The sequence below is a fragment of the Paenibacillus sp. FSL F4-0097 genome (genome assembly GCF_038593125.1).
GTDB lineage: Bacteria > Bacillota > Bacilli > Paenibacillales > Paenibacillaceae > Paenibacillus_AQ > Paenibacillus_AQ odorifer.
On sequence record NZ_CP151965.1, the window covers coordinates 4,180,621 to 4,203,049 of the forward strand.

The following is a 22,429-nucleotide window of genomic DNA, read 5'->3' on the forward strand; positions in this document are numbered from 1 at the left end:
TCACCGCTAACGGTTAATCGTTCTGCATAAGGAGATCACGGTTCTTCTCGAGCGTTCCCCTCAGCCGCAAAATAGCTTTGGAATGCAACTGCGAAATTCTTGAAGGAGATAACGACATGACCTCAGCAATCTCACTTAAAGATAAATCTTCATAATATAAAAGGGACACAACGGTCCTTTCTTTCACCGTTAATTTCTCAATACCTTTGGTGAGCGCTTCGCGCAAGTAGAATTCATTTACCTTGCTATCCGGATTCTTAGCTTTATCGTCCACCAGTATGGACATTCGGGTCTCTGATTCCTCTTCACGAATCGGGTCTTCCAGTGAGCAAAGTGACATCACAGCCACATCCTGCAACATATTTTGAAATTCCAGTTCACTAATATTAAGGTATTGGCTCATTTCCTCGTCACTAACTGACCTTAAGTGCTTCTGCTCCAGCTGCTGATAAGCGTCCTCAATTTTTTTAGCTTTTTCCCTAACGGATCTAGGTACCCAATCACTTTGGCGTAATGAATCTAATATCGCACCACGCACACGCCAGGACGCATAGGTCTGAAATTGCAATCCTCGTTTGTAGTCGAATTTCTCAATCGCATCAATTAGTCCCATAACCCCATTGCTGGCTAAATCATCTTTGGATACATTTTTGGGTAATCCCACAGCCAAACGACTGGATACATAATCAACAATATGGAGATAACTCTCTATCAGCTTCTTTTTGGCTTCAGGGTCTCTGTGTTCTTTCCACTGTTCCCATAGCTCGTCAGTTTCCAATTGAGAAGCTTTACGCTCGTTCAATAGCTTTCACCCTTCCCAAAGTTTAGTCAGCGAGCATTCGCGGCGAAATGTACCTTCCAAAAGATCACCGATTCCGCCTCAGCCCTCACTTATTCTTCTTTCAGGTGACGAACGGCCTTGGCCAATTCTTCAGGATCCTTCATCGAAACTAGCTTAGGAGGTGTAAGAGGCTTAAATCCCTCGCTATTTTCGTTTCCTTGTCCTGGCTTCGGTTTTAGTAGATTGATTAATTCTTCATCCTCATTAGGGGTGCTGATGTCCAGCTTCGCCCCAAGTTCTTCACCGCCAGTGTCCACTTCATCCGGAGGCGATGTTTGAATCATAATAAAACCCAATACCCATCTTAAGAGAAAAGCAAGCAGAAACCAGATGATAAATGCAATTAGGCTTCTTAATAAACTAGTACCCAATACATTGTTACTGTAGGTTACAAAAAAGGTAAATATGAAACCTACCAAACCCGACACCAAGTTTATCAAAATGTTTCCAATCATATTCATAATTATAGTTCCTTAGCGCCTTTTTGCACACTGCGAATAAACAATATACCAGTGTTGCAGGCTATTTCTATCGTACGGCCATAATTGCCGCCTGTGTCTTCTGCGATTAACGGAATTTTTAAATTTTCAAGTGCTAGTTTACAAGATTCAACATTACGAGGCCCGATCCTCATGGTGTCGCTCCCCCCGGCAAAGGCAAACATTTGTGAACCTCCGGCCATCTTGGCTACGATCCGGCTCCGAACCGCCCCAAGCTCTAGCAGACGGGATAAGAGCTCCGGCACTGCGGTATCTGCAAACTTAGCGATGTTTAACTGCCCTTCCCTAGCAATCTCAGATGATGGGAGCATCACATGCGCCATCCCTGCGAGCTTTTTTCCAGGGTCAAACAATGTTAATCCCACGCAGGAGCCAAGACCTGTGGTACGAATTAAACTATCTTGGCTGCCAACGTTAAGATCCGCCATCCCTACTTTAATAATGCTTTGTTCTTCAATCATTTTCAAAAGGAACTCCTAGCGATTTGAAGATTTTCGGGAATGATTCCGGATCGGGAATAAGGAAAAATTGCCCTTCAATTTCGTTTTTCCCCTCAAAGAAGGTAGTGTCGATCAACAATGCATCGTCCCCCATCTGCCCGAATTGCAGCAGACCGTAGCTAAGGATGGCGCCAGCCATGTCCATAGCAAGGGCCGGAACCGTTGGATACATAGAAAGTGAGGTGAAGTCTGCTAGAGAAGAAAGATACGAACCTGCCAAAATATTGCCAATTTCGCTTAGCGCAGAAAGTTCCATTTCTCCAAGCTCTTCATCACTCGACAGCTCAATGCCTGCAATACGACTAAGCAAGTTCATTGCCGCTTCTGGTGACAGAATGAAAAACAGGTTACCTGGAGCTTCACCCTCCACACGTAGAAACACCGCATATACTAGTTCTTCGGCTCCGCCAACTTTATCAGTAATTTCTTCAAAGTTAAGGAGCTGTACCTTAGGAACAGCCATATCTATCGGCTTGTTCAAGAGCTGTGATAATGCGGTGGCTGCATTTCCAGCTCCAATGTTCCCAACTTCCTTAAGCACATCCATTTTGAAATCCTTATAGTGCTTAAATAGTTCCACAGGTTAGCCCTCTAGGCTTTCTAATTGAACGATTTCGCTTTTGTTAAGCACTTCTGACAAGTTGAGCATAATCAGTAAGCGCTCGTCTCCAATCTTGGCCACCCCATCCAAATACTTCGCCTTGATGCCGCCAACAACATCAGGAGGTGTATCAATAGAATCTCTGTTCAGATCTATAACATCATTTGCAGAGTCTACAATGAAGCCTACTTCCATTTCATTAACAGATACGATGATGATTCTTGTCTGATCGGTGTGTTCAGCCTCTTCGATGCCGAAACGGCCCCGTAAATCAATTACAGGAATAACAACACCACGTAAATTAATTACACCTTTGATAAATGAATAGGTCTTAGGTACACGAGTAATGGGCATCATGCGCTCAATAGTTTGTACCTTCTCAACTTCAATTCCATATTCCTCTACGCCTAATTTGAACACTATCACTTTAATATCTTCAGCCATGGAATGAACCTCCCTGTTCTATCCTAGTTATTTAATAAAAGCGTTGGGATCAATAATAAGTGCTACTTGACCATCACCAAGAATGGTTGCGCCAGATATTCCTTGTACATCAGGCAAATATTTACCCAGATTCTTAATCACAACCTCGTTCTGGCCAATAAAATCCTGTACTGCTAAGGCAACTAATCTTTCTCCCTTGCGCACAACTACGATTTCTGTTTCTTCTTCGGTACTCTCATCATAATCTGGTACTGAAAAGAGACGACTTAGCGAAACCAGAGGAATATGTGAATCACGGAATTCTACCATTTTATTGCCATGGATTGTACGGATCTGAGATTGCTTCACGATTCCGGTTTCCACTATAGAAGTCAAAGGAATGGCATACTTCTCAGAACCTAAACGGATAAGCATTGCAGCAATGATAGATAGAGTTAGAGGCAGTTGTACTGAGAAATTTGTTCCTTTACCTGGAGCAGAATAAATCGTTACATTGCCGCCCAAAGAAGAAATCTTAGATTTCACAACATCTAGCCCTACCCCGCGCCCTGAAACATCAGAAATGACCTCTGCTGTACTGAAGCCTGGGGCAAATAACAACTGAAAAGCTTCGTCGTCTGACATACTGGCTGCCTGCTCTTGTGTTATAACACCCTTCTTCACAGCAGATTTCAGAACCTTCTCCGGATAAATCCCTGTTCCATCTTCTTCGATCTCAATGAAGACGTGATTACCACTGTGGAAAGCCCGCAAATAGACCGTTCCGGTCTCCGGCTTACCAGCAGCAACACGATCCGCAATGGATTCGATACCATGGTCAACTGCATTACGCAATAAATGCACCAGCGGATCCCCGATTTCGTCAATGACCGTTCGGTCTAGCTCAGTTTCTGCTCCTGTGATGATAAGATCTACTTTTTTGTCTAGTGACTTGGCTAGATCACGAATCATACGTGGGAATCGGTTAAATACTGTATCTACTGGAACCATCCGCAGCTTCATTACAATATTCTGGAGATCTCCGCTTACCCGGCCCATATGCTCAACCGTTTCTGTAAGATCACCATTTTGAACCTCAGAAGCCAGCTGTTCCAATCGGACACGGTCGATAAGAAGTTCACTGAATAAATTCATCAACACGTCCAAACGTTCAATATCTACACGAATGGTACGTGATGGTGCACCACCTGTTTTGTGAGCTGCCGGTTTGTTGCCCTCTTCTTTGGTTGGCAGGGGTTTAGCGGCAGAAGCCGCAGGTGCAGCTGGAGCCTCAGTAGTCGTGGCTGCCACTTCAGAGGCTGCTGCTGCTTCCTGACCCAGCTGTTGCAGAGAATCTTGATCCAATGCTACTGCCGATACCTTGTCAATCTCAGACAGATTTAGAATCATAGCCTGAATTTGATCAGCACTTTTTTGAGTTATGTAATAGAGAGAGAAGCTTTGATCAAATTTCTCTTGTTCAATATCCTGAACGGATGGGAAGGATTTAACCACTTCACCTGAACGCTCCAAAAGATCAAACACCATATATGCACGTACTGCCTTAAGCTGACAATCCTTGCGAATGGTTACGTCCACATATAATACTTGATGTCCTTCTTGAATCGACTGTTCTAGAACAGAAAATTGAAACTCATCTAAATGAATCGGGGTTTCAACCGCTTGTGCAGCAGGTCCTGAGACAGAAGCTGCCTCACCACCCGCAACAGGAATCTCTCCCCGGACTATAGCCTGTAAGGAGGAGACGATAGACGAAACATCCGCTTTACCCTCGCCTCCTCCCGTAATATCCTCAACCATAGACTCCAAGGCATCCAAACTTTTGAACAACGTATCAAAAATGAAATCCTGCATGCGCAGTTTGTTGTTGCGTACCAAATCAAGAACATTTTCCATTTGGTGTGTGAGTGAAGCCAAATCTTCAAAGCCCATAGTTGCTGCCATACCTTTTAAGGTATGCGCAGAGCGGAATATTACCTGTACAATACTAATGTCCTCAGGATTCGCTTCCAGCCCCATCATGCTCTCGTTCAATGACTGCAGATGATCGTTCGACTCATCAATAAACATGGATAAATATTGGTTCATGTCCATCAGTGAGCACCTCCCCTTTGAGTTCGCTTTTCTGTTATTTAACAGCTTGCACCAGCCTTGGAGCAATTTCTTGCAAAGGCAGTACGTGCTGGACGCACTGTAATTCCACCGCAGATCGCGGCATTCCATATACGACACAAGTTTCTTCGCTTTCAGCAAAGGTTGAGGTTACCCCAGAGTCGTATAAGGATTTCATCATTCTTGCCCCATCACTACCCATCCCTGTCATTAGTAACAAATGACGTTCTAACGATGTGAGCGGCAGCAATGATTCAAATAAAACATCCACAGAAGGTCGATGGCCATTACGCGCCTCCTCCTTTGTGAGTACAACCACATATTGACCTCTAGAGGATGGGACAACTTGTAAATGATAGCCTCCAGGTGCTATATAAGCAGTTCCTTTTTGCAATATCATCCCCTGCTCAGCTTCAATCACTTCTAGCGGGCTAAAGGTATTCAGTCGCTGGGCTAGTGATTTGGTAAAGTTAGGCGGCATATGCTGCACGATAACAATAGGCGCTGGAAAATCCGCAGGAATCTTCTCCAGAAATACCTTTAGAGCACGTGGTCCACCTGTAGAGCACCCCACGGCAACCAACTTTTGCAGATCATTACTCCCATACTTCCGGACCTGAGGATTTGCAGGAGCGTCAGAAGACACTTCCACTTTAGGTTTAGGCAACGGTTTTGGTGGGGTAGCGTTATTCTCTACTCTTGACCTTGCATTACTCTTTTCTGATAAAGGTGGTGGAGTAGAGATTAATGGTTTGGCTGCTCTTTTAGGAACAGTATGATCTAACGGCTGCTTCACCCGCGGTTTTTTGATCACTTCATTTTTGAGTGAAGCTTTAGGTTCTACCTTGGGTTTGCCGGGCATCACTCTCGGTACAGTTGGCGGTGCGACTTCTACTGGCGGTATGTCTGGCAACTTAAATGCAGAAGCACGTGCTTCGCGCTGCTCCCGGGCCATCATAGCCTCTTTCATTTGTTCCCTTAAGGATTCTCCCACTCCCATGATATCCTGAGAGTTGGTAATCGAAGGTTTACGAATAAAGTCAAAAGCGCCCCATTCCAGTGCAAGAATGGTTTCCTTCATACCCTCTTCATTGATCCCTGACAGCATAATCACTGGCAGAGGGTCTGAGGCCATTATTATTTTCAGCGCTTCCAGGCCGTTCATTTCTGGCATTTCTACATCCATAGTAACCAGATCTGGACGAAGCTCATTGATTTTTTCGATAGCCTCACGACCGTTTTTTGCTGTTGCCGTCACCTGAAAGTCAGCGTCATTTTCAATTAAATCGGAAATGATCTTGCGCATAAATGCCGAATCATCAACAACCAATACTTTATATGGCTTCATATCATTTCCACCTCTGTCCCAAATTCAGAACAACTATTTACTCCGCTTTAACCATTTATGGATAAAGCCTTTAATCCCTTGGACTTTTGTGCTCTTTTTAGAATCAATGGTCAAATAACTTAGGGCAAGCCGATGTATATCTTTTGCAGCAATACTGTTTGGAAAAGCCAATGTGAATGGCGTTTGCCTTTTGACAGCTTGCACTACATGGGCATCTGAGCTTATATGACCAAGATAAGAAATATCTAATTGCAAAAAACGACTGGCGGCCATTCGGATCTTGTCGCTTGTCGCTATGGCTTCCCTTTCATCACCTGCCTGGTTCACAATCAATTTAAAGGAAGTCTCAGGATAGGAACGATTCACAACCTTCATTAATGCGTATGCATCTGTGATAGCTGTTGGTTCTGGTGTAGTAACCACTAGGCAATCGTCGGCAGAAGTTATAAACTTCATCGTTTCCTTAGATAAACCAGCGCCTGTATCGAACAAAATAAAATCCATGCTGTCCGCGATAAGTGTTATCTGATTTGTGAAATAATCAAGATCAGACTCTGAAAGCGTGAATAGCTCATCCATTCCAGAGCCACCTGCTATAAAAGGGAGCGAATTCGGACCGTATTGAATAATCTGCTCGATATCCGCTTCTCTTTTTAACAAATGATAAAGATTATATCTCGCCGATACGCCCATCAACACGTCTATATTAGCCATGCCGATATCTGCATCGAACAGCAAAACCCGTTTGCCCATAGCCTTTAAAGTTAGAGCGAAGTTAAGTGTAAAATTCGACTTACCAACGCCCCCTTTACCACTACACACCGTAATGATCCTGGCGGATGATCCCCCTCTTACAGCTACTTTAGAATCCTGACTGGATACAAGCTGTCTTAAGGATTGTGCCTGATCCATCATGTTTCACCTGTTCCAAGAAGCAACTCACTCAGCTGTCCTTTGGTAGCCATAAGCAGGTCATCAGGAACATTTTGACCATCGGTCATATAAGACAAGGTAAGCGGGAAGTCATTCAGGACATTAAAGAGCGGGCCGTAACTCCCCGTCTCATCCAGCTTTGTGAAAATAACCTTATCCAGCCTATATCTGCCGAAATGCTCTGCAATAAGTTTCATATCACGGCTTTTCGAGGTCAAGCTAAGCACAAGATAAGTTTCACTTCTCAATTCCTTCGCAAGCAAGCTTTGCAGTTCGGCTACTAGCATATCATTACGATAATTTCGGCCAGCTGTATCCATTAATACTAGATCACAACTCTCCAAGCGAAAGAGTGCTCTTTGCAAATCTCCTGGCGATTGGACAACCTCCAATGGAACATTGAGAATAGCAGCGTAGGTTCGCAACTGTTCCACAGCTGAGATTCTATACGTATCGGAGGTGATAAAACCTACCTTGCGTCCGTGCTTAAATAGCTGTTCTGCCGCAAGCTTAGCTATGGTTGTGGTCTTTCCAACTCCAGTGGGTCCGGCAATATATACAATTTGAGTATCCCGGGCAATTCCATCAGCAATTCGTCCCGTCAGGAAACCATCAATCTGTTCTTTAAGAGATCCCATAAATTTCTCTGGTCCCCAAGTACGCCCTTCATCCACCCAACGTTCCGAGATGTTACTGATCCATTCCTCAACAAGCACAGCATCCATTTCTTGCTCTAATAAAAGATCCCGTAGCTCCTGCAGACTGTCTGGCAGTTCTCTTCCACCTGAGGATTGTCTGGCAATTCGCTCCATCCAGAGCTTCATATCTCTAATCTCACGAAGAACATCATTTTCGAGAGCAGTGGCAACCTCTGGCGATTGTTCTAATCCTAATGATTCATACAACGCTGATATAGAAGGTGCATCTTCCAGATTTAATTCAGGAAGTTTTTGCTCAGGTTCTGGCTCCGGATGCTTGGCTATCGATTCTTGTACATTGATAGCTTCCGATAAGGCTGCAGCAATCTCTGCAAACGTCCGTGACTCTTCTGGCTTTTCTAATGAAACAGAAGGTACGGAAGGTATAGAAGGTGTAGTGGAAGCAGATGAAGCTTTTTGATAAGCCTGTGGTACTGCACTCCGTGGAATGTTCATCGCTGGCGCAGCCGGCTTTTTTGGAACATTATTCTTCTCTGCCTTTTCTACTGCTGCTACAACTTCTATTTTTTTCTTCTTAAATAACCCTAAAAATCCGCCGATTTTGATTTCCTTTGTACTTAAAATGACGGCCTCGCTCCCAAGCTCGTTGCGAATGGAAAGCATGGCGTCAGGCATCGAATCGACCACGTAACGCTTCACTCTCATAAATTCACCACTCCGACGCTTTGTATTTCAATGTTAGGCTCTAGCTCGCTATAAGACAGTACAGGAATATCCTGCATCGTTCGTTCAATCACCTGCCGCAAATACATACGAATGGTTGGTGATGTGAGCACTATTGGCTGTTGCCCTGTCTGCAGCAATCGATTAATCTGTTCACTTAACCGCTGATAGATCGTTTGTGTCGAAGTTGGATCTAGTGCCAAATAACTTCCCTGTTCAGATTGCTGCACACTCTCGGAAATTTTCTTTTCAAGATTAGGCCCCACCGTGATGACTTTCAGCGTCTCTCCTACTTGTGAGAATTGCTGGGTAATCTGTCTGGACAAGGACTGACGAACATATTCAGTGAGAATATCAGGATCCTTGGTGTATGTCCCATAATCCGCCAATGTCTCAAAAATCGTAACCAAATCTCTGATCGATATTTTTTCACGAAGCAGCTTAGCAAGAACCTTCTGCACATCCCCAATCGCCAATACGGAAGGAATAAGATCGTCGACGAGCACTGGATAATTATCCCTAAGGTTGTCCACCAGCATCTTAGTTTCTTGTCTTCCTATCAGCTCATGTCCATGACGTTTGATTAACTCCGTCAGATGTGTTGCGACAACAGATGGAGGGTCTACTACAGTATAGCCGGACAATTCAGCCCGCTCTTTAACCGATTCATCAATCCATAATGCTGGAAGCCCAAAGGATGGTTCGATGGTCTCAATACCGTTTATAGATTCATCATCATATCCTGGACTCATTGCAAGGTAATGATTAAGTAATAATTCACCACCGCCAACTGTATTTCCTTTAATTTTTATGACATATTCATTCGGTTTTAGTTGAATATTGTCGCGAATGCGAATAACAGGTACTACAAGACCCATTTCTAGGGCACATTGCCGTCGAATCATGATGATACGATCTAGCAGATCGCCTCCCTGACCTGTATCCGCCAAAGGAATAAGACCATAACCAAACTCGAATTCAATGGGATCAACTGACAGCAAATTAATGACACTTTCCGGACTTCGTACCTCTTCAATCTGCTTCTCTTCAACAAGTTGCTCTTCGGCAATCTGTTTCTTATTTAAATTTTGTCCCATACGGTAGGCTGCAAAAGCCAGCAATCCGGCCAATGGGAGCGTTGTAATCATATGTATGGGTGTAAAGAGTCCAAGAAAAGCTACCGTAACTGCGACAATATACAACAATTTCGGATAGGACAACAACTGTCCTGTCAGCTCTTCTGCCAGATTACCTTCCGAAGAAGCTCTAGTAACAATCAAGCCGGCTGCTGTCGAAATAAGCAAAGCTGGAATTTGACTGACGAGACCGTCCCCGATGGTCAATACAGAATAAGTGGATAACGCAGTAGCAAAATCCATCCCGTGAACCATCATACCGATGATAAATCCACCGATCAGGTTGATCAGCAAGATGATAATACTCGCAATCGCGTCTCCTTTAACGAATTTACTTGCACCGTCCATGGCTCCGAAAAAATCCGCTTCGCGTTCTACGTTACGCCGGCGCTCACGTGCCTGGGTTTCGTTAATCATGCCTGCGTTAAGATCGGCATCAATACTCATTTGTTTACCGGGCATCGCATCCAAGGTAAATCTAGCGCCTACCTCAGCTACGCGCTCTGAACCTTTGGTAATAACAATAAACTGTACTACTACCAAAATCAGAAACACGATAAATCCAACCGCAATCTGTCCGCCAGCGATCCAGCTACCGAAAGTAGATACCACTGAACCGGCATCTCCGTAAGTCAGGATCAGTTTTGTAGTCGAGATGTTAAGTGACAGACGAAAAAGTGTGGTTACTAGGAGCAGTGAAGGAAAAATTGAAAATTCGAGTGCATTTTTCGTATTCATAGCAACCAGAATGATAATTAATGCGATTGAGATGTTAATAACAAGCAAAACGTCCAATAGCCAGGACGGGATAGGCAGAATCATCATAAGCACGATCCCGATGATGCCTAGCAAAACTGTTAAATCTTTAGCTTTCAATGTCCTAACCCCCCCGCCTTATCTCCTCTTACCTTTAAGCTTATATACATATGCCAGCACTTCAGCCACAGCCTGGAACAGATCATTTGGAACGACATCTCCAATCTCTGCCCTTTGGAATAATGCCCGTGCCAGCGGTTTGTTTTCCATAGTCACGACGCCGTGCTCTTTAGCCAGCTCCCGGATGCGAAGTGCTACATAATCCTGACCCTTTGCTATAATCTGCGGCGCTTCCATCTTGGTACCGTCATATTTAAGCGCAACAGCAAAGTGCGTAGGATTCGTAATGATTACATCCGCATTTGGAACTTCCTGCATCATACGCTGCATGGCCATTCTACGTTGGCGTTCCCTGATCTTACCTTTGATTAGAGGGTCACCCTCCATTTTTTTGTATTCATCCTTGATATCCTGCTTGGACATTTTCAGGCTTTTTTCATGCTCGTACTTCTGATACATGTAGTCCAGAAAAGCCATAGCCAATAGGGCAGCCCCGATTTTCAAACCAAGACTCATCGTCAGCTTGGCCGCAAATTTAAAAATCCCCTCCGCACTGATATGCGACAGGGATGCAAAGTTCTTCTTTTCTCCCCATAAAGTGCTATATACCAGATAAGCAATAATTAGAAGCTTAAATATGGATTTCAGGAACTCGACAAACGAACGCATGGAGAAAATATTTTTGAACCCTTTTATCGGATTAAGCTTGCTGAATTTAGGGGTGATCCCCTCTCCCGTGGTCATAAAGCCCACCTGCGCCAGATTGCTTACCAGCGCCATAACAAAAACTATTCCAAGTAATGGAGCTAGCAAAATCAGTATTTGTAGTCCATATTGATTAAATAGCAGCGTTATATTCTCAGGAGTAACCTCCAGTGTCATTTGATTCTGAAATACATCCATATATAGCTTCATGAAGCGTTCTTTCATAAAACCACCAAACATCATCAAGCTAACTACTGCTGATAACAATACAACTGCACCGGATAGCTCAGCACTTTTGGCTACTTGACCCTTTTTACGAGCATCTTGCCGTTTCTTCGGGGTTGCTTTTTCCGTCTTTTCACCGGCGAATTGTTGAAGATCCAGTCTATACCGCTTCGTCTTAGGCATAATACGCTCCCCTTACGGTCACCTACGGACTCTTCCCCATGAGATTCAATAAATTCTCCATGGATTCGAACATGATATCGAAGAGATTCTGAAACAGCACAGCCAGACCAGGCATCAGCACTAAAAGCAGTGCAAGACCTATAATGATTTTGAGCGGAACCCCAATAACAAATACATTATATTGCGGAGCCGTTCTCGCCAAGAAAGCAAGGCCAACATCAGTCAGAAACAGCGCAGTTACTAAAGGAGCCGACATTTGAAAAGCGAGTACAAAGGACTGAGCAAATGTTCGAACCAGAAACTCTGATAAACTACCGTCAATCATGCCTAGAAATAAATCGTTATTCATAGGAACCCATTTATAACTGTACACAATAGCATCTAGCAGATGGTGATGACCATTCATGCTCAGAAACATTAGCAGGGCTATCATATATTTGAAATTACCAAGAATTGGTGCAGACGTTCCAGTCATAGGGTCGATAACATTAGCAATACCGAAGCCAATCTGAATATCAATAAATGAACCTGCTGTCTGAATCGCCATAAACATCAAATATCCAACGAAACCTAGCAATAATCCTATTAATACCTCTCTGGCAATCAGCAAAATATAACTGAAATCCTGCGGGATCGTAAGCCCTGTTCCGTTAGCACTAAAGACAACCAATGCTACAAAAAAAGAAATGCCAATCTTAAAGGTTGTCGGGACTCCTTGTGAAGAAAATACAGGAACGACAACAAAAAAAGCGGTTATTCGACAAAAAATAAGCAAAAAGACGGGTAAACTTTGCAGTATGGTCTCCATGTTCATTGATTAACCAATATACATATAGAGATTACCCAAAATTTGGCTTGTAAAGTCAATCAGCTTCGTGATGATCCACGGACCAAATAGCAATAAAGCCAATAGCACTGCGACGATTTTGGGAACAAACGCTAGCGTCTGTTCCTGAATCTGTGTCGTAGCCTGAAAAATACTGATTATTAGCCCTACCACCAGACCAAGAATCAGCATGGGTGCGCTGACTTCCAGCACTAAATATACGGCTTGGCTTGCTAGCCCGATTATAAACTCCGTACTCATCCCTCATGCCTCCTCTTTAGGTCAGGTGTTAAAACTAAGAAGTAGTGATTTAATGACTAAGTACCAGCCGTCTACCAGTACGAAGAGCATTATTTTAAAAGGTAATGAAATCATAACCGGGGGAAGCATCATCATCCCCATGGCCATCAGTGTGCTCGCCACAACAATATCAATAATCAGGAATGGTATGAAAATTAAGAAGCCCATTGTAAAAGCCTTTTTCAATTCGCCAATTGCAAAAGCTGGCACCATCACCGTCAGTGGAATATCACTGTATGTAGCCGGTTTAGTAGATCCGGTATAACCGGTGTATTTCATAAATAACAGAAGATCTTTGGTGTTCGTCTGTTTAAACATAAATTCTTTCATCGGATCAGCAGCTTTATCAAAAGCCTCAGTTTGTGTGATTGTCCCCTTCATATACGGCTGCAACGCATTTTCATTCACTGTGGCCAGCGTTGGTGACATAATGAACAGGGTCAGAAACAGAGCAAGTCCTACCAGCACCTGGTTTGGAGGCATAGCCTGAGTACCCAGCGAGGTTCTCACAAAGCCTAATACGATTACAATTCTAGTAAAGCTAGTCATAAGAACCAGAAACGCCGGAGCAATACTCAGAACCGTTACAAGAAGAAGAATTGATATGGAACTGGTACCACTGCTTGAACCTTCATTACCGACCTGAATATTAACATTAGGTATAGGATCAGCATGTATCGGCGTCATCATAACCACACTGATAATACCGAACAGCAGAATAGCAAGAATTAGCTTCTTTTTCATATATTCCTCGACTCATCCTTAGTAACATCATCCCGAAGCAGCTCTTCCATTTTCTCTTTACGCTCTGGTGCAGAACGAAGCTTGGATTGCAGAGTCTCGTAAAAAGATGATGTTTCACTAAGTTCAATTTCCTGAGATGGAACCTCCCCACGCAGCTTTACCTTTACCTTGGCAATAAGCGGTGCGAGGAAATTATTCTGGTTAGAGGACTGATCCTCAAATGCCGCAATGATCAATGCTACCTCATCCGGATCGGTGACTTTATCCAAAATGGATATATTTTCACCAATCCCGATTAAGTAAAGACTGCTTCCCAGTTCGATAACCTGCATCGACTTATTAGGTCCAAGCCCTATTGCACCAAGCGTTCTTATAGAACGGTTGCTCATAAAGGTCTGATTACGTCGTCCAAGAAAACGAATCAGTACCACTATAAGTACAATGATTATCGCCAGGACAATAATAACTTTAAACAAATTCAGCAGGGTGTTACTGCTTCCGAGCGTTTCGGAATATAACATGACTTTATCCTACACGCCCAACGTTTTGTTAATAGCTTCGATAACCCGGTCAGCTTGGAAAGGCTTCACTATAAAGTCTTTAGCTCCTGCTTGGATTGCATCGATAACCATAGCCTGCTGGCCCATGGCTGAACACATAATAACCTTTGCAGCCGGATCTACTTTTTTGATTTCTTTCAGGGCGGCGATTCCGTCCATCTCAGGCATAGTAATATCCATCGTGATGAGGTCCGGACGCAGTTCCTTGAATTTTTCTATCGCTTGAGAACCGTCCTGAGCTTCGCCCACTACTTCAAATCCGTTTTTCGACAAAATGTCACGGATCATCATTCTCATAAATGCTGCATCGTCCACGATTAGAATTCGGTTAGCCATTTTTACAAAATCCTCCCTAAGTATGCTTATTGTAATTTCTGAATTCGGTCCCACTGGCTGACGATATCCGTAACGCGTACGCCAAAGTTTTCGTCGATAACAACGACTTCACCTTTGGCAATAAGCTTGTTGTTAACCAAAATATCTACAGGCTCACCTGCGAGCTTGTCCAGCTCAATAATTGAGCCTTGTGACATTTCTAAAATATCTTTGATCTGCTTCTGGGTCCTTCCTAATTCTACGGTTACTCTAAGCGGTATGTCCATCAATAAATTTAAATTATTTTCATCAATATGACCAAAGGCCCCACCATTCAGATTTGCAAATTGCACAGGCTGTACATTTACATTGCGATTTGCCTCAGAATTAAGCGGTGGTGTCTGTCCATATGGCATCCCTTGCGGTGGCATACCGTATGGTGGCATCCCAGGCATTCCGTACGCTGGCATACCCGCTGGAGGATAATAATACCCGCCTTCTGGCATCCCTGGATACGCTGGCATACCCTGCGGTGGATATGGTGGTTGCGTTCCTCCTGCGGGCTGTGAGGGCGCCTGTTGCACCGGAGGTGCTGGAGGTGGTGTCTCCGCAGAATTAGTCATAGCAGGTGTTTCAGCCATTGTGACCGCTGCCTCCTCCTCTGCCGGACTAACATCACCAAGTAGCATGGATACCATATCTTTTGCGAACTGAACAGGCAAGAGCTGCATAATAGTAGAATCTATCAAATCACCAATTTTAAGCCGGAACGAAATACGAATTAGGGTTTCATCGTCTGGCAGACTGCCTACTCCTTCTCCGCTGGACATATTCAAAATGTCGATACCCGGAGGCGAGATATTAACAAAACGATTAAAAATCGTAGACATCGATGTAGCAGAAGAACCCATCATTTGATTCATAGCTTCTTGCACAGCGCTAATATGAATTTCATTCAACTCTTCATCCTTAGGTTCGCCGGCACCGCCAAGCATCAGATCGGCAATGACCTGTGCATCCCTAATCTTAATAACAAGTGAGTTAATCCCTTGAAACCCATCCACATATTGAACGTGAACAGCTACATGCGGTTTAGGAAAAGCAATTTCAAACTCCCCGCGTGTAATGATCGAAACTTGAGGGGTTGTAATATCTACTTTTTTCCCTAGTAAAGTGGAAAGTGCTGTTGCTGCACTGCCAAACGTTATATTACCAATTTCGCCCAAAGCATCCTGTTCAAACGGTGTTAGATAGTCATCTACCGTTTTCTCCGTAGGAGCTAATGAGCCCTCCGCAGATTGTCTCAGAAGGGCGTCGATTTCTTCTTGGGATAAATAATCTTTACTCGTCAAATTCTTCAACTCCTTCATTGACAATTTCGTCTATTTGCACGGCTACCCGATCTTTAACCATTCCGGGACTTCCGATGAACTTAAGCTTCTCCCCTACCTTAATTGACAGTCCAGAATCTACGTTTCTGTTGAGAGAAATCACGTCACCGACACTAAGCCCTAGGAATTCAGATATGGATAAGCTCGATTCTCCAAGTTCAGCAACAATCGGCAGCTTCGCTTTATGAACTCTAGCTCTAATGGCCAGTAGCTCATCTTCATCCCGCGTCTTCTTCTCTGTCACAAACCATTGGTGAACAGAAAGTCTGGACATGATAGGCTCTAGAACGACATGCGGTATACAAAGATTGATCATGCCTGTTGTATCTCCAATTTTGGTACTTAGAGAGATTAATGCAATGGTCTCATTGGGCGATACAATCTGCATGAACTGCGGGTTCGTCTCAAGAGCTTCCATCCGCGGATGAATATCCAGCACCGTTTTCCAAGCCTCCTGCAGACTCTCAAAACATCTACTAAAGATACGCTCCATAATCGTTGTTTCGATCTCAGTTAGAGCATTAATCTTAGAAGGTGCAGTTCCAAAGCCCCCAAGCAACCTGTCCAGCATAGCAAAAGCAATGTTTGGATGAACTTCCATTACCATGCGGCCCTCTAAAGGTTCAGCTTCAAAAATGTTCAATATCGTCATTTTCGGTATGGAGCGAATAAATTCATCATAAGGGAGCTGCTCTACTTGAACGACATTAATCTGAACGAAGGTGCGCAATTGGGCTGAAAAATACGTTGTAAGATAACGGGCGAAATTGTCATGTATCCGTGTAAGACTGCGGATATGATCTTTGGAAAAGCGGACAGCCCGTTTAAAGTCATAAGAGCGGATTTTCTTCTGAGTTTCTTCCTTTTTAAGTTCATCGGCGTCCATCTCACCTGAAGAAAGTGCAGCAAGCAGAGCATCAATTTCGTTTTGTGATAGTACATCAACCAATTCAATCACCCCCCTATCAAAGAATTATCAGGAATAAAGCTACACAGAAGCCAAAAGGAATTTGGTGATTTCGATCTGAGTAATTTGGCCCTCAGTCAATGTCTTATTGATCAGATTAATAAGCTTACTGCTAAGCTGATCTTTTCCATTCGCTCCATTAAGGTCCTCAGGTTTGGTATCTGCAAGCGTCTTGATAATTATTGGTTTGATTTTGATCTCTTTTATTTTTTCGAATTCTTCCTTTGATTTCGCAGAACTCAGTTGGAAGGCGAAATCTACTTGAAGGATAAAATCGGGATCAGCAAGATTTGTTTTGATATCAATGATCTCTGCCGTCAATTCGACGATTTCATCTGCAGTTAAATGTTTTGTTTCCACATTTTGAACAGCAGCACTTACCTCGTTCGTATCTTTCGGAAAGATCCTGTCCAATAGTAAAAATGCGGCGACCACGATCAGAGTAATCGCTAGTAATATCGTGATGAGCCACGGCATCATCTTTTTCATGTTAGCTCCTCCATTGACTGGATTTTAATGGTGGCAGCATATGTGCCTATGTCCCTGTTATAATCCCGGATCTTCGTAATAACCTCATCGGCTTTTTCGAGAACGATCAGTCTTTTTCCGGTTACGAGCGTAATGTATGTATCCGGGCTTTCTTCTACCATTTCGACCAGTAGGGCATTGATCCACATCGGTGTTCCATTTAATCTTGTTACCGATATCATAACAGGCCTCCTAACAAAATAGGGGGAGGAGTAACTCCCCCACGACTCCGCATGAACCATTTAAGAAAATATAGAATTTATTGATTAAATTAACGCTTCAGGTTTACTACTTCCTGCAGCACTTCATCAGAAGTTGTGATGATACGGGAATTCGCCTGGAATCCACGCTGTGATACGATCATTTCTGTAAATTCATTGGTAAGATCCACATTGGACATTTCCAGCTGTCCAGAGATGATTGCCCCGGTGCCATCTTCTGTATTGTTCGCTGTAGTCGGAACTAGTTCGCCTTCTGCATTCGCATTAAGTGTCATACGATACAGATTGCCTCCGATTTTCTCCAGACCAGATGGGTTAGTAACCTTGGCTACACCAATCTTCACCCCAGCTCCAGTCGTTCCATCTTCCATGGTCTGAACAATTGTTCCATCATTAGAGATAGAAAACGCCGTTACATCGTCACCTAATTGAATGATCCCACCGTCGGAATCTAAAACATGAAGTCCGTCAGCGGTAACAAGATTACGCGCAGCGTCAATGTGGAAATCTCCGGCGCGGGTCAAAAATGCAGTATCTTGATCCTCAGTAAGCTTAACCAGAAAAAAACCATCTCCATCGATACGTAAATCTGTTGGGTTGTTGGTGGTTTGAGCACTACCAGCCAAATGTAGGGTATCTATAGAAGCAATACTAACACCTAGTCCAACTTGTTTCGCATTTACCCCACCTTGACCATCCTCACCCGGTGCAGTAACACCAGAAACGGTTTGGCTCATAATATCCTTGAACATAACACGTCCGGATTTAAACCCGATAGTGTTGACGTTAGCAATATTATTACCGATTACATCAAGCTTAGTTTGAAAGCCTCTCATTCCTGAAACCCCTGAATACATTGATCTTAACATGTTTAATGTCCTCCCAGATTATAGAGTCCTAATAACTTTCCAAGTGAATTGGGACCGCGTCAGTCGGTCAGCGGCCGCCTCGGCTTTCCGTTAGGACCAGCCTATTATGAAATCACTATTGCACTATCGATTTGTGTAAATACATTATCTTTGATCGAGTTACCATCCATAGCAGTAACTACTGTGCGATTAGGAACGCTAACGATAAACGCCAAATCCTTCATTAATATCAAGGATTCTTTACTTCCTTTAGCAGCAGCTTTGTCCACAGCAGATGAAATTTGATCCAGCTGACCGCTTCCAAGCTCTATCCCTCTTTGTTCTAGGCGCTTAGCAGCATGATTGCTGAATTTTAATAGTTTCTGTTGCAGCAAACTCTCAAAAGAAGCTTCCCCCGCCACAGACTGCTTAGGCAGCGAAGATCGTTGTAACGTTGTAGAATGCAGGGACGCAGGATACAGCTGGCCTATAGTAAGCCTGTCACTCATATGCTCGCCCCGCTTCCTCCGCTATTCTCCGGAGTATTACTATCTGTACCAGAACCGCTTTCTGGCGTTGCTGCGGCATTCTGAATTTGTGTAATATCGGTTAAAGCAATTCTGTCTTTTCCCACAACCGCATATTGAATACCATTGCTAACAACGATAGATTCAACATTACCTGTCTTAGGCAGCTTTGTGGCGGTGTCTGTCCAAGTAATATCTTTACCAATCAACCCGGATACAGATCCAAGGGACTGATTCATAGCATTAAGCTGAGTAGAGATATTCATCAATTGCTCCACGGATGTAAACTGGGCCATTTGCGCAATAAATTCTTTATCTTCCATCGGTTGCATCGGATCTTGATTTTGCAGCTGAGTAATCAAAATCTTCAAAAACTGATCCTTACCTAAAGTAGAATTACCCGTTGTCCGTGCACTAGAGTCGGGAGTTGTATAATTCCACTGATCTTTAGTAGAGACCGGAACTGTTGTCGCCATAACCACTCACCTCTCTTTCGTTTGTTATTAGAGTTAAGCCTTAGCAGAAAAAGATCCACCTTGGGACTGATCTTCTTGTCCCGCATTTGAAACCCAGTCCTTCCATTCACCATTCAGCTCTGCGGCAAGAACGGCATCACTGGCTTCCTCTCTGCTTTCTTTGGAACGTCTACCCTGCTGTCCACTTCCGGAATTAGGTTGGCGTCCTTCCTGCCCCCATTGCGAATTAAGTGGGGTATTATTTTGCGTAACTTCCAGCTTCTCCACTTGAAGACCCTGAGATTGCAATGCAGCGCGAAGCTGGTTCATTTGTTGCTCCAGCATATCTTTAGCACCGGTATGTTCAGTCATGAACTGGGCAACTAAATGACCATTTTGCATGGTGATCTTAACATCAACTTGTCCGAGATTTTCTGGAAAAAGGGATATAGTCGCTTCAGCGATCCCACCTTTTTGCACAACCTCTAATTTGCCTGTAATGAAACCTGTCATTTCTTGAGCAAATTGCTGAACCGGAACAGGCGCTGCTGGCACTTCAGCCTTCAGCGGTGCTGTAATTCCTCCGCGCAGAGATAACTGACCCGCAGTAACAACCTCATGATCCCCTTCGTTAGCTGTAATTCCTAGCGTGGAATCTAGAGTGGATTCTGTTGACTTCGTTTCCCCGGTTACACCTGTCTTGATTAACGGCGTGTTCGCAGTCTCTGCTTCAGCTTCTTGCACAGTTCCTGAGGTCACTGGCGAGCTGACAACCGTATCATTTTTCACTACAACAGCTTCTCCGGAACGATTGCTCACATTCTGAAGTGTTTTATCCGTTGGATTATTTTTGCTTTCAGTGATAGCGGGCTGTTCTACGGAAGAAACAGAAGCAACATTCACATTGCTCGTCTTTCCCTTCCCTTTATTAGTGTTAGAGGAGGACTCTTCTAAAAGCGCTGTGAAATTATTCAATAAACTGATTCCCTTAGTTGCTACTTCCTCATTGCCACTCACTGCAGCTTCCTGAATCATAGAAACTAAACTTTGCAGGTCGTCTTGAACTGCAAATCTCAATGTATCAGCATTCTGTGCCAATGGGGACAAGCTTCCAGCCACTTCTGCTTCCGTTGTAGCAGTGCCATCCTCTGCGGCATGGCTTCCAGATAAAAGTGCAGATACCTGAAGAATCCAAGCCTGTAAGGCTACCAACAGAGCAGGATCACTACTGATACTTTCATCCAGCTTCTCAACATCAGCAGCAAGTTTTTCAAGGAGATCACCCTTCTGAGTGTCTTGCCCTGCTTGCTCTTCTCCAGTCGGCTGCACTTCCTTTAACAGGCCTTGCAGCAAAGAAGCTAGATTTGCCAATAGGGGTTCAGCTGGAGTCGACGAGGTGTTGGCATTGCCTCCCATGGTTTGTACCAGGGTTTGAGCAAATGGTGCAGCTGTCGTTGTTGTGCCCGTTGTAGTCGATGTACTCCCATTTACTGCAGTTGTGTTTGCACTCACAAGCGATTGAACGACTAAACTCATTTATTTTTCACCTCCTTTCCCTATCTATTTAGCACCCATCAGACGATTAACAATTTTCGCAGTTTGCGCGCTATCATTTTTAGTCATTTCTCCCAAAATAGATGAACGAACACTATCACTTACGGTATTCATAATCGTCACAACCTTATCAGGGCTAATCTTGTACATTTCTCCTAGTAACGATGCTGCATTAGCAGGAGTCATTGAACTGAAGGTCTGATTCAACTTTTCCTTATCCAAATTCGTACTGGTTGTCGCAGTTGCTGTTGTACCGGCGTCTTTCTTCAATCTAGATTGAAGAGCTGCAATCGCCATGTCACTCGAAGATGTAGTTTCTTTTAACTTTATCGTTACATCTGCAGCTTTTTGCGGATCCATTTTTTCCAAAATCGCAGTTTTACTCGCTTTACTCATGACACTGAAGATCTGCACCATTTCTTCTGTAGTTAAATTCTCCATGATCGGTGCAGCCTTCGAAGCTTTCATGCCTGCATACAGCTTAGCCAAATCAGAAACTTGTTTCTGATAAGGATCCTCAGCTTCTTCTGTGCTTGCCTCTGCGGTTTCAGCTTCCTTCTTCATTCCTTCAATCTGTGACTCTAGCGCCTGAACCTTGGTATCCTGGGCTGTTTTTTCATCTGTAACCTTCTTCAGGTTTTCTTCCTGCTGGGCGAGCTGAGCTTTAAGCTCCTTTATCGTTGTCGCTGAGCTCACTTCCTGCTTTTTGCTTTCTTCCTTCGGTTTAGAAGGATCTGCAGGCGGATCAGGAACCCATTTTTCCAGGATAGGAATTTTATTCGCAACTTCAAGTACATTATTACGAATGTCCATATTAAAAAGCGTCAACAGTACTCCAAGCAGTACTAGCGTGAATATAATCGGTATCATTAAGAATAAGAACCGCTCAAATTTCCCCGCTGACCCTTCATTTTCAAGTTCCATATCATTATCAATATTAGCCACTAGCGGAAACCTCCCGGGTTAGAGGGATTTCATCGCGAAGCGGACGGTTGCCATCTCATCCAGTTCGTTTTGTTCCCGTAAAATCATACTTTGCTGAAACAGTGTCTCAGCCTTGTCTTTTGCCTTCAACCATACTTTTTCATCTAAAACCTTAGTGCTTAACTGATCTTGTTTCTTCTGGACTTCTTGATGTGCACGGCTAATGTCCGTATGCTTACGGGCAATGCATTTATCCAGATATTCCACATACTCCTGCATTTCACGAATCTTAATCATAGGTGTCTTTTGCTCTGCGGCATTTTGTAAGGATAGCATGATAGCACTCCGCTGAAAGATGAGTTCATCCAGGCTTCTTTCCTGTGCCTGCAATTCTCCAAGCGCGCTTGAGAGCATCCATTCTGCCTGTGTCTTCTCATTGCCCTTCAAGTCAACGACTTTTTGAAAAGTATAATGAAACCTCAT

At 43.7% G+C, this 22,429-nt stretch carries 26 protein-coding genes; all 26 read right to left on the reverse strand.

The genetic code is table 11. The annotated features are described in order from the left end of the window. Positions 1-13 precede the first annotated feature (13 nt). Positions 14-802 carry a FliA/WhiG family RNA polymerase sigma factor gene (locus MHH86_RS18670; RefSeq protein WP_036688498.1) on the reverse strand — a complete coding sequence of 263 codons (789 nt, stop codon included), beginning with the start codon at positions 800-802 and terminating at the stop codon, positions 14-16. Between the two features lie 89 nt (positions 803-891). Then, the gene (locus tag MHH86_RS18675; protein ID WP_036689092.1) at positions 892-1,296 is read right to left on the reverse strand and encodes a hypothetical protein; all 405 of its coding nucleotides are present in this window, start codon (positions 1,294-1,296) and stop codon (positions 892-894) included. 8 nt (positions 1,297-1,304) lie between these two features. Further along, entirely contained in the window at positions 1,305-1,802 is a 498-nt protein-coding gene (locus MHH86_RS18680) for a chemotaxis protein CheD (RefSeq protein WP_036688499.1), read from the reverse strand. Continuing rightward, positions 1,795-2,421, reverse strand: a complete 627-nt coding sequence (locus MHH86_RS18685) for a chemotaxis protein CheC (protein ID WP_036688500.1) — start codon at positions 2,419-2,421, stop codon at positions 1,795-1,797. Before MHH86_RS18685 ends, MHH86_RS18680 begins: the two co-directional genes overlap by 8 nt. Before the next feature lie 3 nt (positions 2,422-2,424). After that, on the reverse strand, positions 2,425-2,886 hold the full coding sequence (locus MHH86_RS18690) for a chemotaxis protein CheW (protein WP_036688501.1): 462 nt from the start codon (positions 2,884-2,886) through the stop codon (positions 2,425-2,427). 27 nt (positions 2,887-2,913) lie between these two features. Next, positions 2,914-4,980 carry a chemotaxis protein CheA gene (locus MHH86_RS18695; RefSeq protein WP_076100385.1) on the reverse strand — a complete coding sequence of 689 codons (2,067 nt, stop codon included), beginning with the start codon at positions 4,978-4,980 and terminating at the stop codon, positions 2,914-2,916. A gap of 34 nt (positions 4,981-5,014) precedes the next feature. After that, positions 5,015-6,346, reverse strand: coding sequence for a chemotaxis response regulator protein-glutamate methylesterase (locus tag MHH86_RS18700; protein WP_076316348.1), 1,332 nt, complete (start codon positions 6,344-6,346; stop codon positions 5,015-5,017). Between the two features lie 33 nt (positions 6,347-6,379). After that, positions 6,380-7,261 (reverse strand): MinD/ParA family protein, encoded by an 882-nt coding sequence (locus MHH86_RS18705; RefSeq protein WP_036688505.1) that lies wholly within the window; start codon positions 7,259-7,261, stop codon positions 6,380-6,382. After that, entirely contained in the window at positions 7,258-8,643 is a 1,386-nt protein-coding gene (gene flhF, locus MHH86_RS18710; RefSeq protein ID WP_036688507.1) for a flagellar biosynthesis protein FlhF, read from the reverse strand. The genes MHH86_RS18705 and flhF overlap by 4 nt, the downstream gene beginning before the upstream one ends. After that, positions 8,640-10,673 (reverse strand): flagellar biosynthesis protein FlhA, encoded by a 2,034-nt coding sequence (gene flhA / locus MHH86_RS18715; protein WP_036688509.1) that lies wholly within the window; start codon positions 10,671-10,673, stop codon positions 8,640-8,642. The genes flhF and flhA overlap by 4 nt, the downstream gene beginning before the upstream one ends. Before the next feature lie 18 nt (positions 10,674-10,691). Next, on the reverse strand, positions 10,692-11,786 hold the full coding sequence (flhB, locus tag MHH86_RS18720; protein ID WP_036688512.1) for a flagellar biosynthesis protein FlhB: 1,095 nt from the start codon (positions 11,784-11,786) through the stop codon (positions 10,692-10,694). Positions 11,787-11,808: 22 nt separating this feature from the next. Next, positions 11,809-12,594: a flagellar biosynthetic protein FliR gene (fliR, locus tag MHH86_RS18725; RefSeq protein ID WP_036688514.1), complete on the reverse strand. Its 786-nt coding sequence runs from the start codon at positions 12,592-12,594 to the stop codon at positions 11,809-11,811. A gap of 9 nt (positions 12,595-12,603) precedes the next feature. Then, on the reverse strand, positions 12,604-12,873 hold the full coding sequence (fliQ, locus tag MHH86_RS18730; protein WP_036688516.1) for a flagellar biosynthesis protein FliQ: 270 nt from the start codon (positions 12,871-12,873) through the stop codon (positions 12,604-12,606). A 21-nt stretch (positions 12,874-12,894) separates the two neighbouring features. After that, positions 12,895-13,656 carry a flagellar type III secretion system pore protein FliP gene (gene fliP, locus MHH86_RS18735; protein WP_036688518.1) on the reverse strand — a complete coding sequence of 254 codons (762 nt, stop codon included), beginning with the start codon at positions 13,654-13,656 and terminating at the stop codon, positions 12,895-12,897. Continuing rightward, on the reverse strand, positions 13,653-14,177 hold the full coding sequence (locus MHH86_RS18740) for a flagellar biosynthetic protein FliO (RefSeq protein ID WP_036688521.1): 525 nt from the start codon (positions 14,175-14,177) through the stop codon (positions 13,653-13,655). Before MHH86_RS18740 ends, fliP begins: the two co-directional genes overlap by 4 nt. A gap of 9 nt (positions 14,178-14,186) precedes the next feature. Then, a complete protein-coding gene (locus MHH86_RS18745; protein ID WP_036688523.1) occupies positions 14,187-14,552 on the reverse strand; it encodes a response regulator in 366 nt (121 codons plus the stop codon). 26 nt (positions 14,553-14,578) lie between these two features. After that, positions 14,579-15,883, reverse strand: coding sequence for a flagellar motor switch phosphatase FliY (gene fliY, locus MHH86_RS18750; protein ID WP_036688526.1), 1,305 nt, complete (start codon positions 15,881-15,883; stop codon positions 14,579-14,581). Continuing rightward, entirely contained in the window at positions 15,873-16,871 is a 999-nt protein-coding gene (gene fliM / locus MHH86_RS18755) for a flagellar motor switch protein FliM (protein ID WP_036688529.1), read from the reverse strand. The genes fliY and fliM overlap by 11 nt, the downstream gene beginning before the upstream one ends. 39 nt (positions 16,872-16,910) lie before the next feature. After that, positions 16,911-17,378: a flagellar basal body-associated FliL family protein gene (locus tag MHH86_RS18760; protein ID WP_036688532.1), complete on the reverse strand. Its 468-nt coding sequence runs from the start codon at positions 17,376-17,378 to the stop codon at positions 16,911-16,913. Beyond that, entirely contained in the window at positions 17,375-17,599 is a 225-nt protein-coding gene (locus MHH86_RS18765; RefSeq protein WP_036688535.1) for a flagellar FlbD family protein, read from the reverse strand. Before MHH86_RS18765 ends, MHH86_RS18760 begins: the two co-directional genes overlap by 4 nt. 89 nt (positions 17,600-17,688) lie before the next feature. Continuing rightward, positions 17,689-18,507 (reverse strand): flagellar basal body rod protein FlgG, encoded by an 819-nt coding sequence (gene flgG / locus MHH86_RS18770; RefSeq protein WP_036688538.1) that lies wholly within the window; start codon positions 18,505-18,507, stop codon positions 17,689-17,691. Positions 18,508-18,611: 104 nt separating this feature from the next. Then, positions 18,612-18,995 (reverse strand): TIGR02530 family flagellar biosynthesis protein, encoded by a 384-nt coding sequence (locus MHH86_RS18775; RefSeq protein WP_036688541.1) that lies wholly within the window; start codon positions 18,993-18,995, stop codon positions 18,612-18,614. Next, a complete protein-coding gene (locus MHH86_RS18780; protein WP_036688543.1) occupies positions 18,992-19,489 on the reverse strand; it encodes a flagellar hook capping FlgD N-terminal domain-containing protein in 498 nt (165 codons plus the stop codon). Before MHH86_RS18780 ends, MHH86_RS18775 begins: the two co-directional genes overlap by 4 nt. A 33-nt stretch (positions 19,490-19,522) precedes the next feature. After that, the gene (locus tag MHH86_RS18785) at positions 19,523-21,004 is read right to left on the reverse strand and encodes a flagellar hook-length control protein FliK (RefSeq protein WP_051491577.1); all 1,482 of its coding nucleotides are present in this window, start codon (positions 21,002-21,004) and stop codon (positions 19,523-19,525) included. 24 nt (positions 21,005-21,028) lie between these two features. Further along, positions 21,029-21,946 carry a kinesin gene (locus MHH86_RS18790; RefSeq protein WP_036689098.1) on the reverse strand — a complete coding sequence of 306 codons (918 nt, stop codon included), beginning with the start codon at positions 21,944-21,946 and terminating at the stop codon, positions 21,029-21,031. A 39-nt stretch (positions 21,947-21,985) separates the two neighbouring features. Beyond that, entirely contained in the window at positions 21,986-22,429 is a 444-nt protein-coding gene (fliJ, locus tag MHH86_RS18795) for a flagellar export protein FliJ (protein ID WP_036688544.1), read from the reverse strand.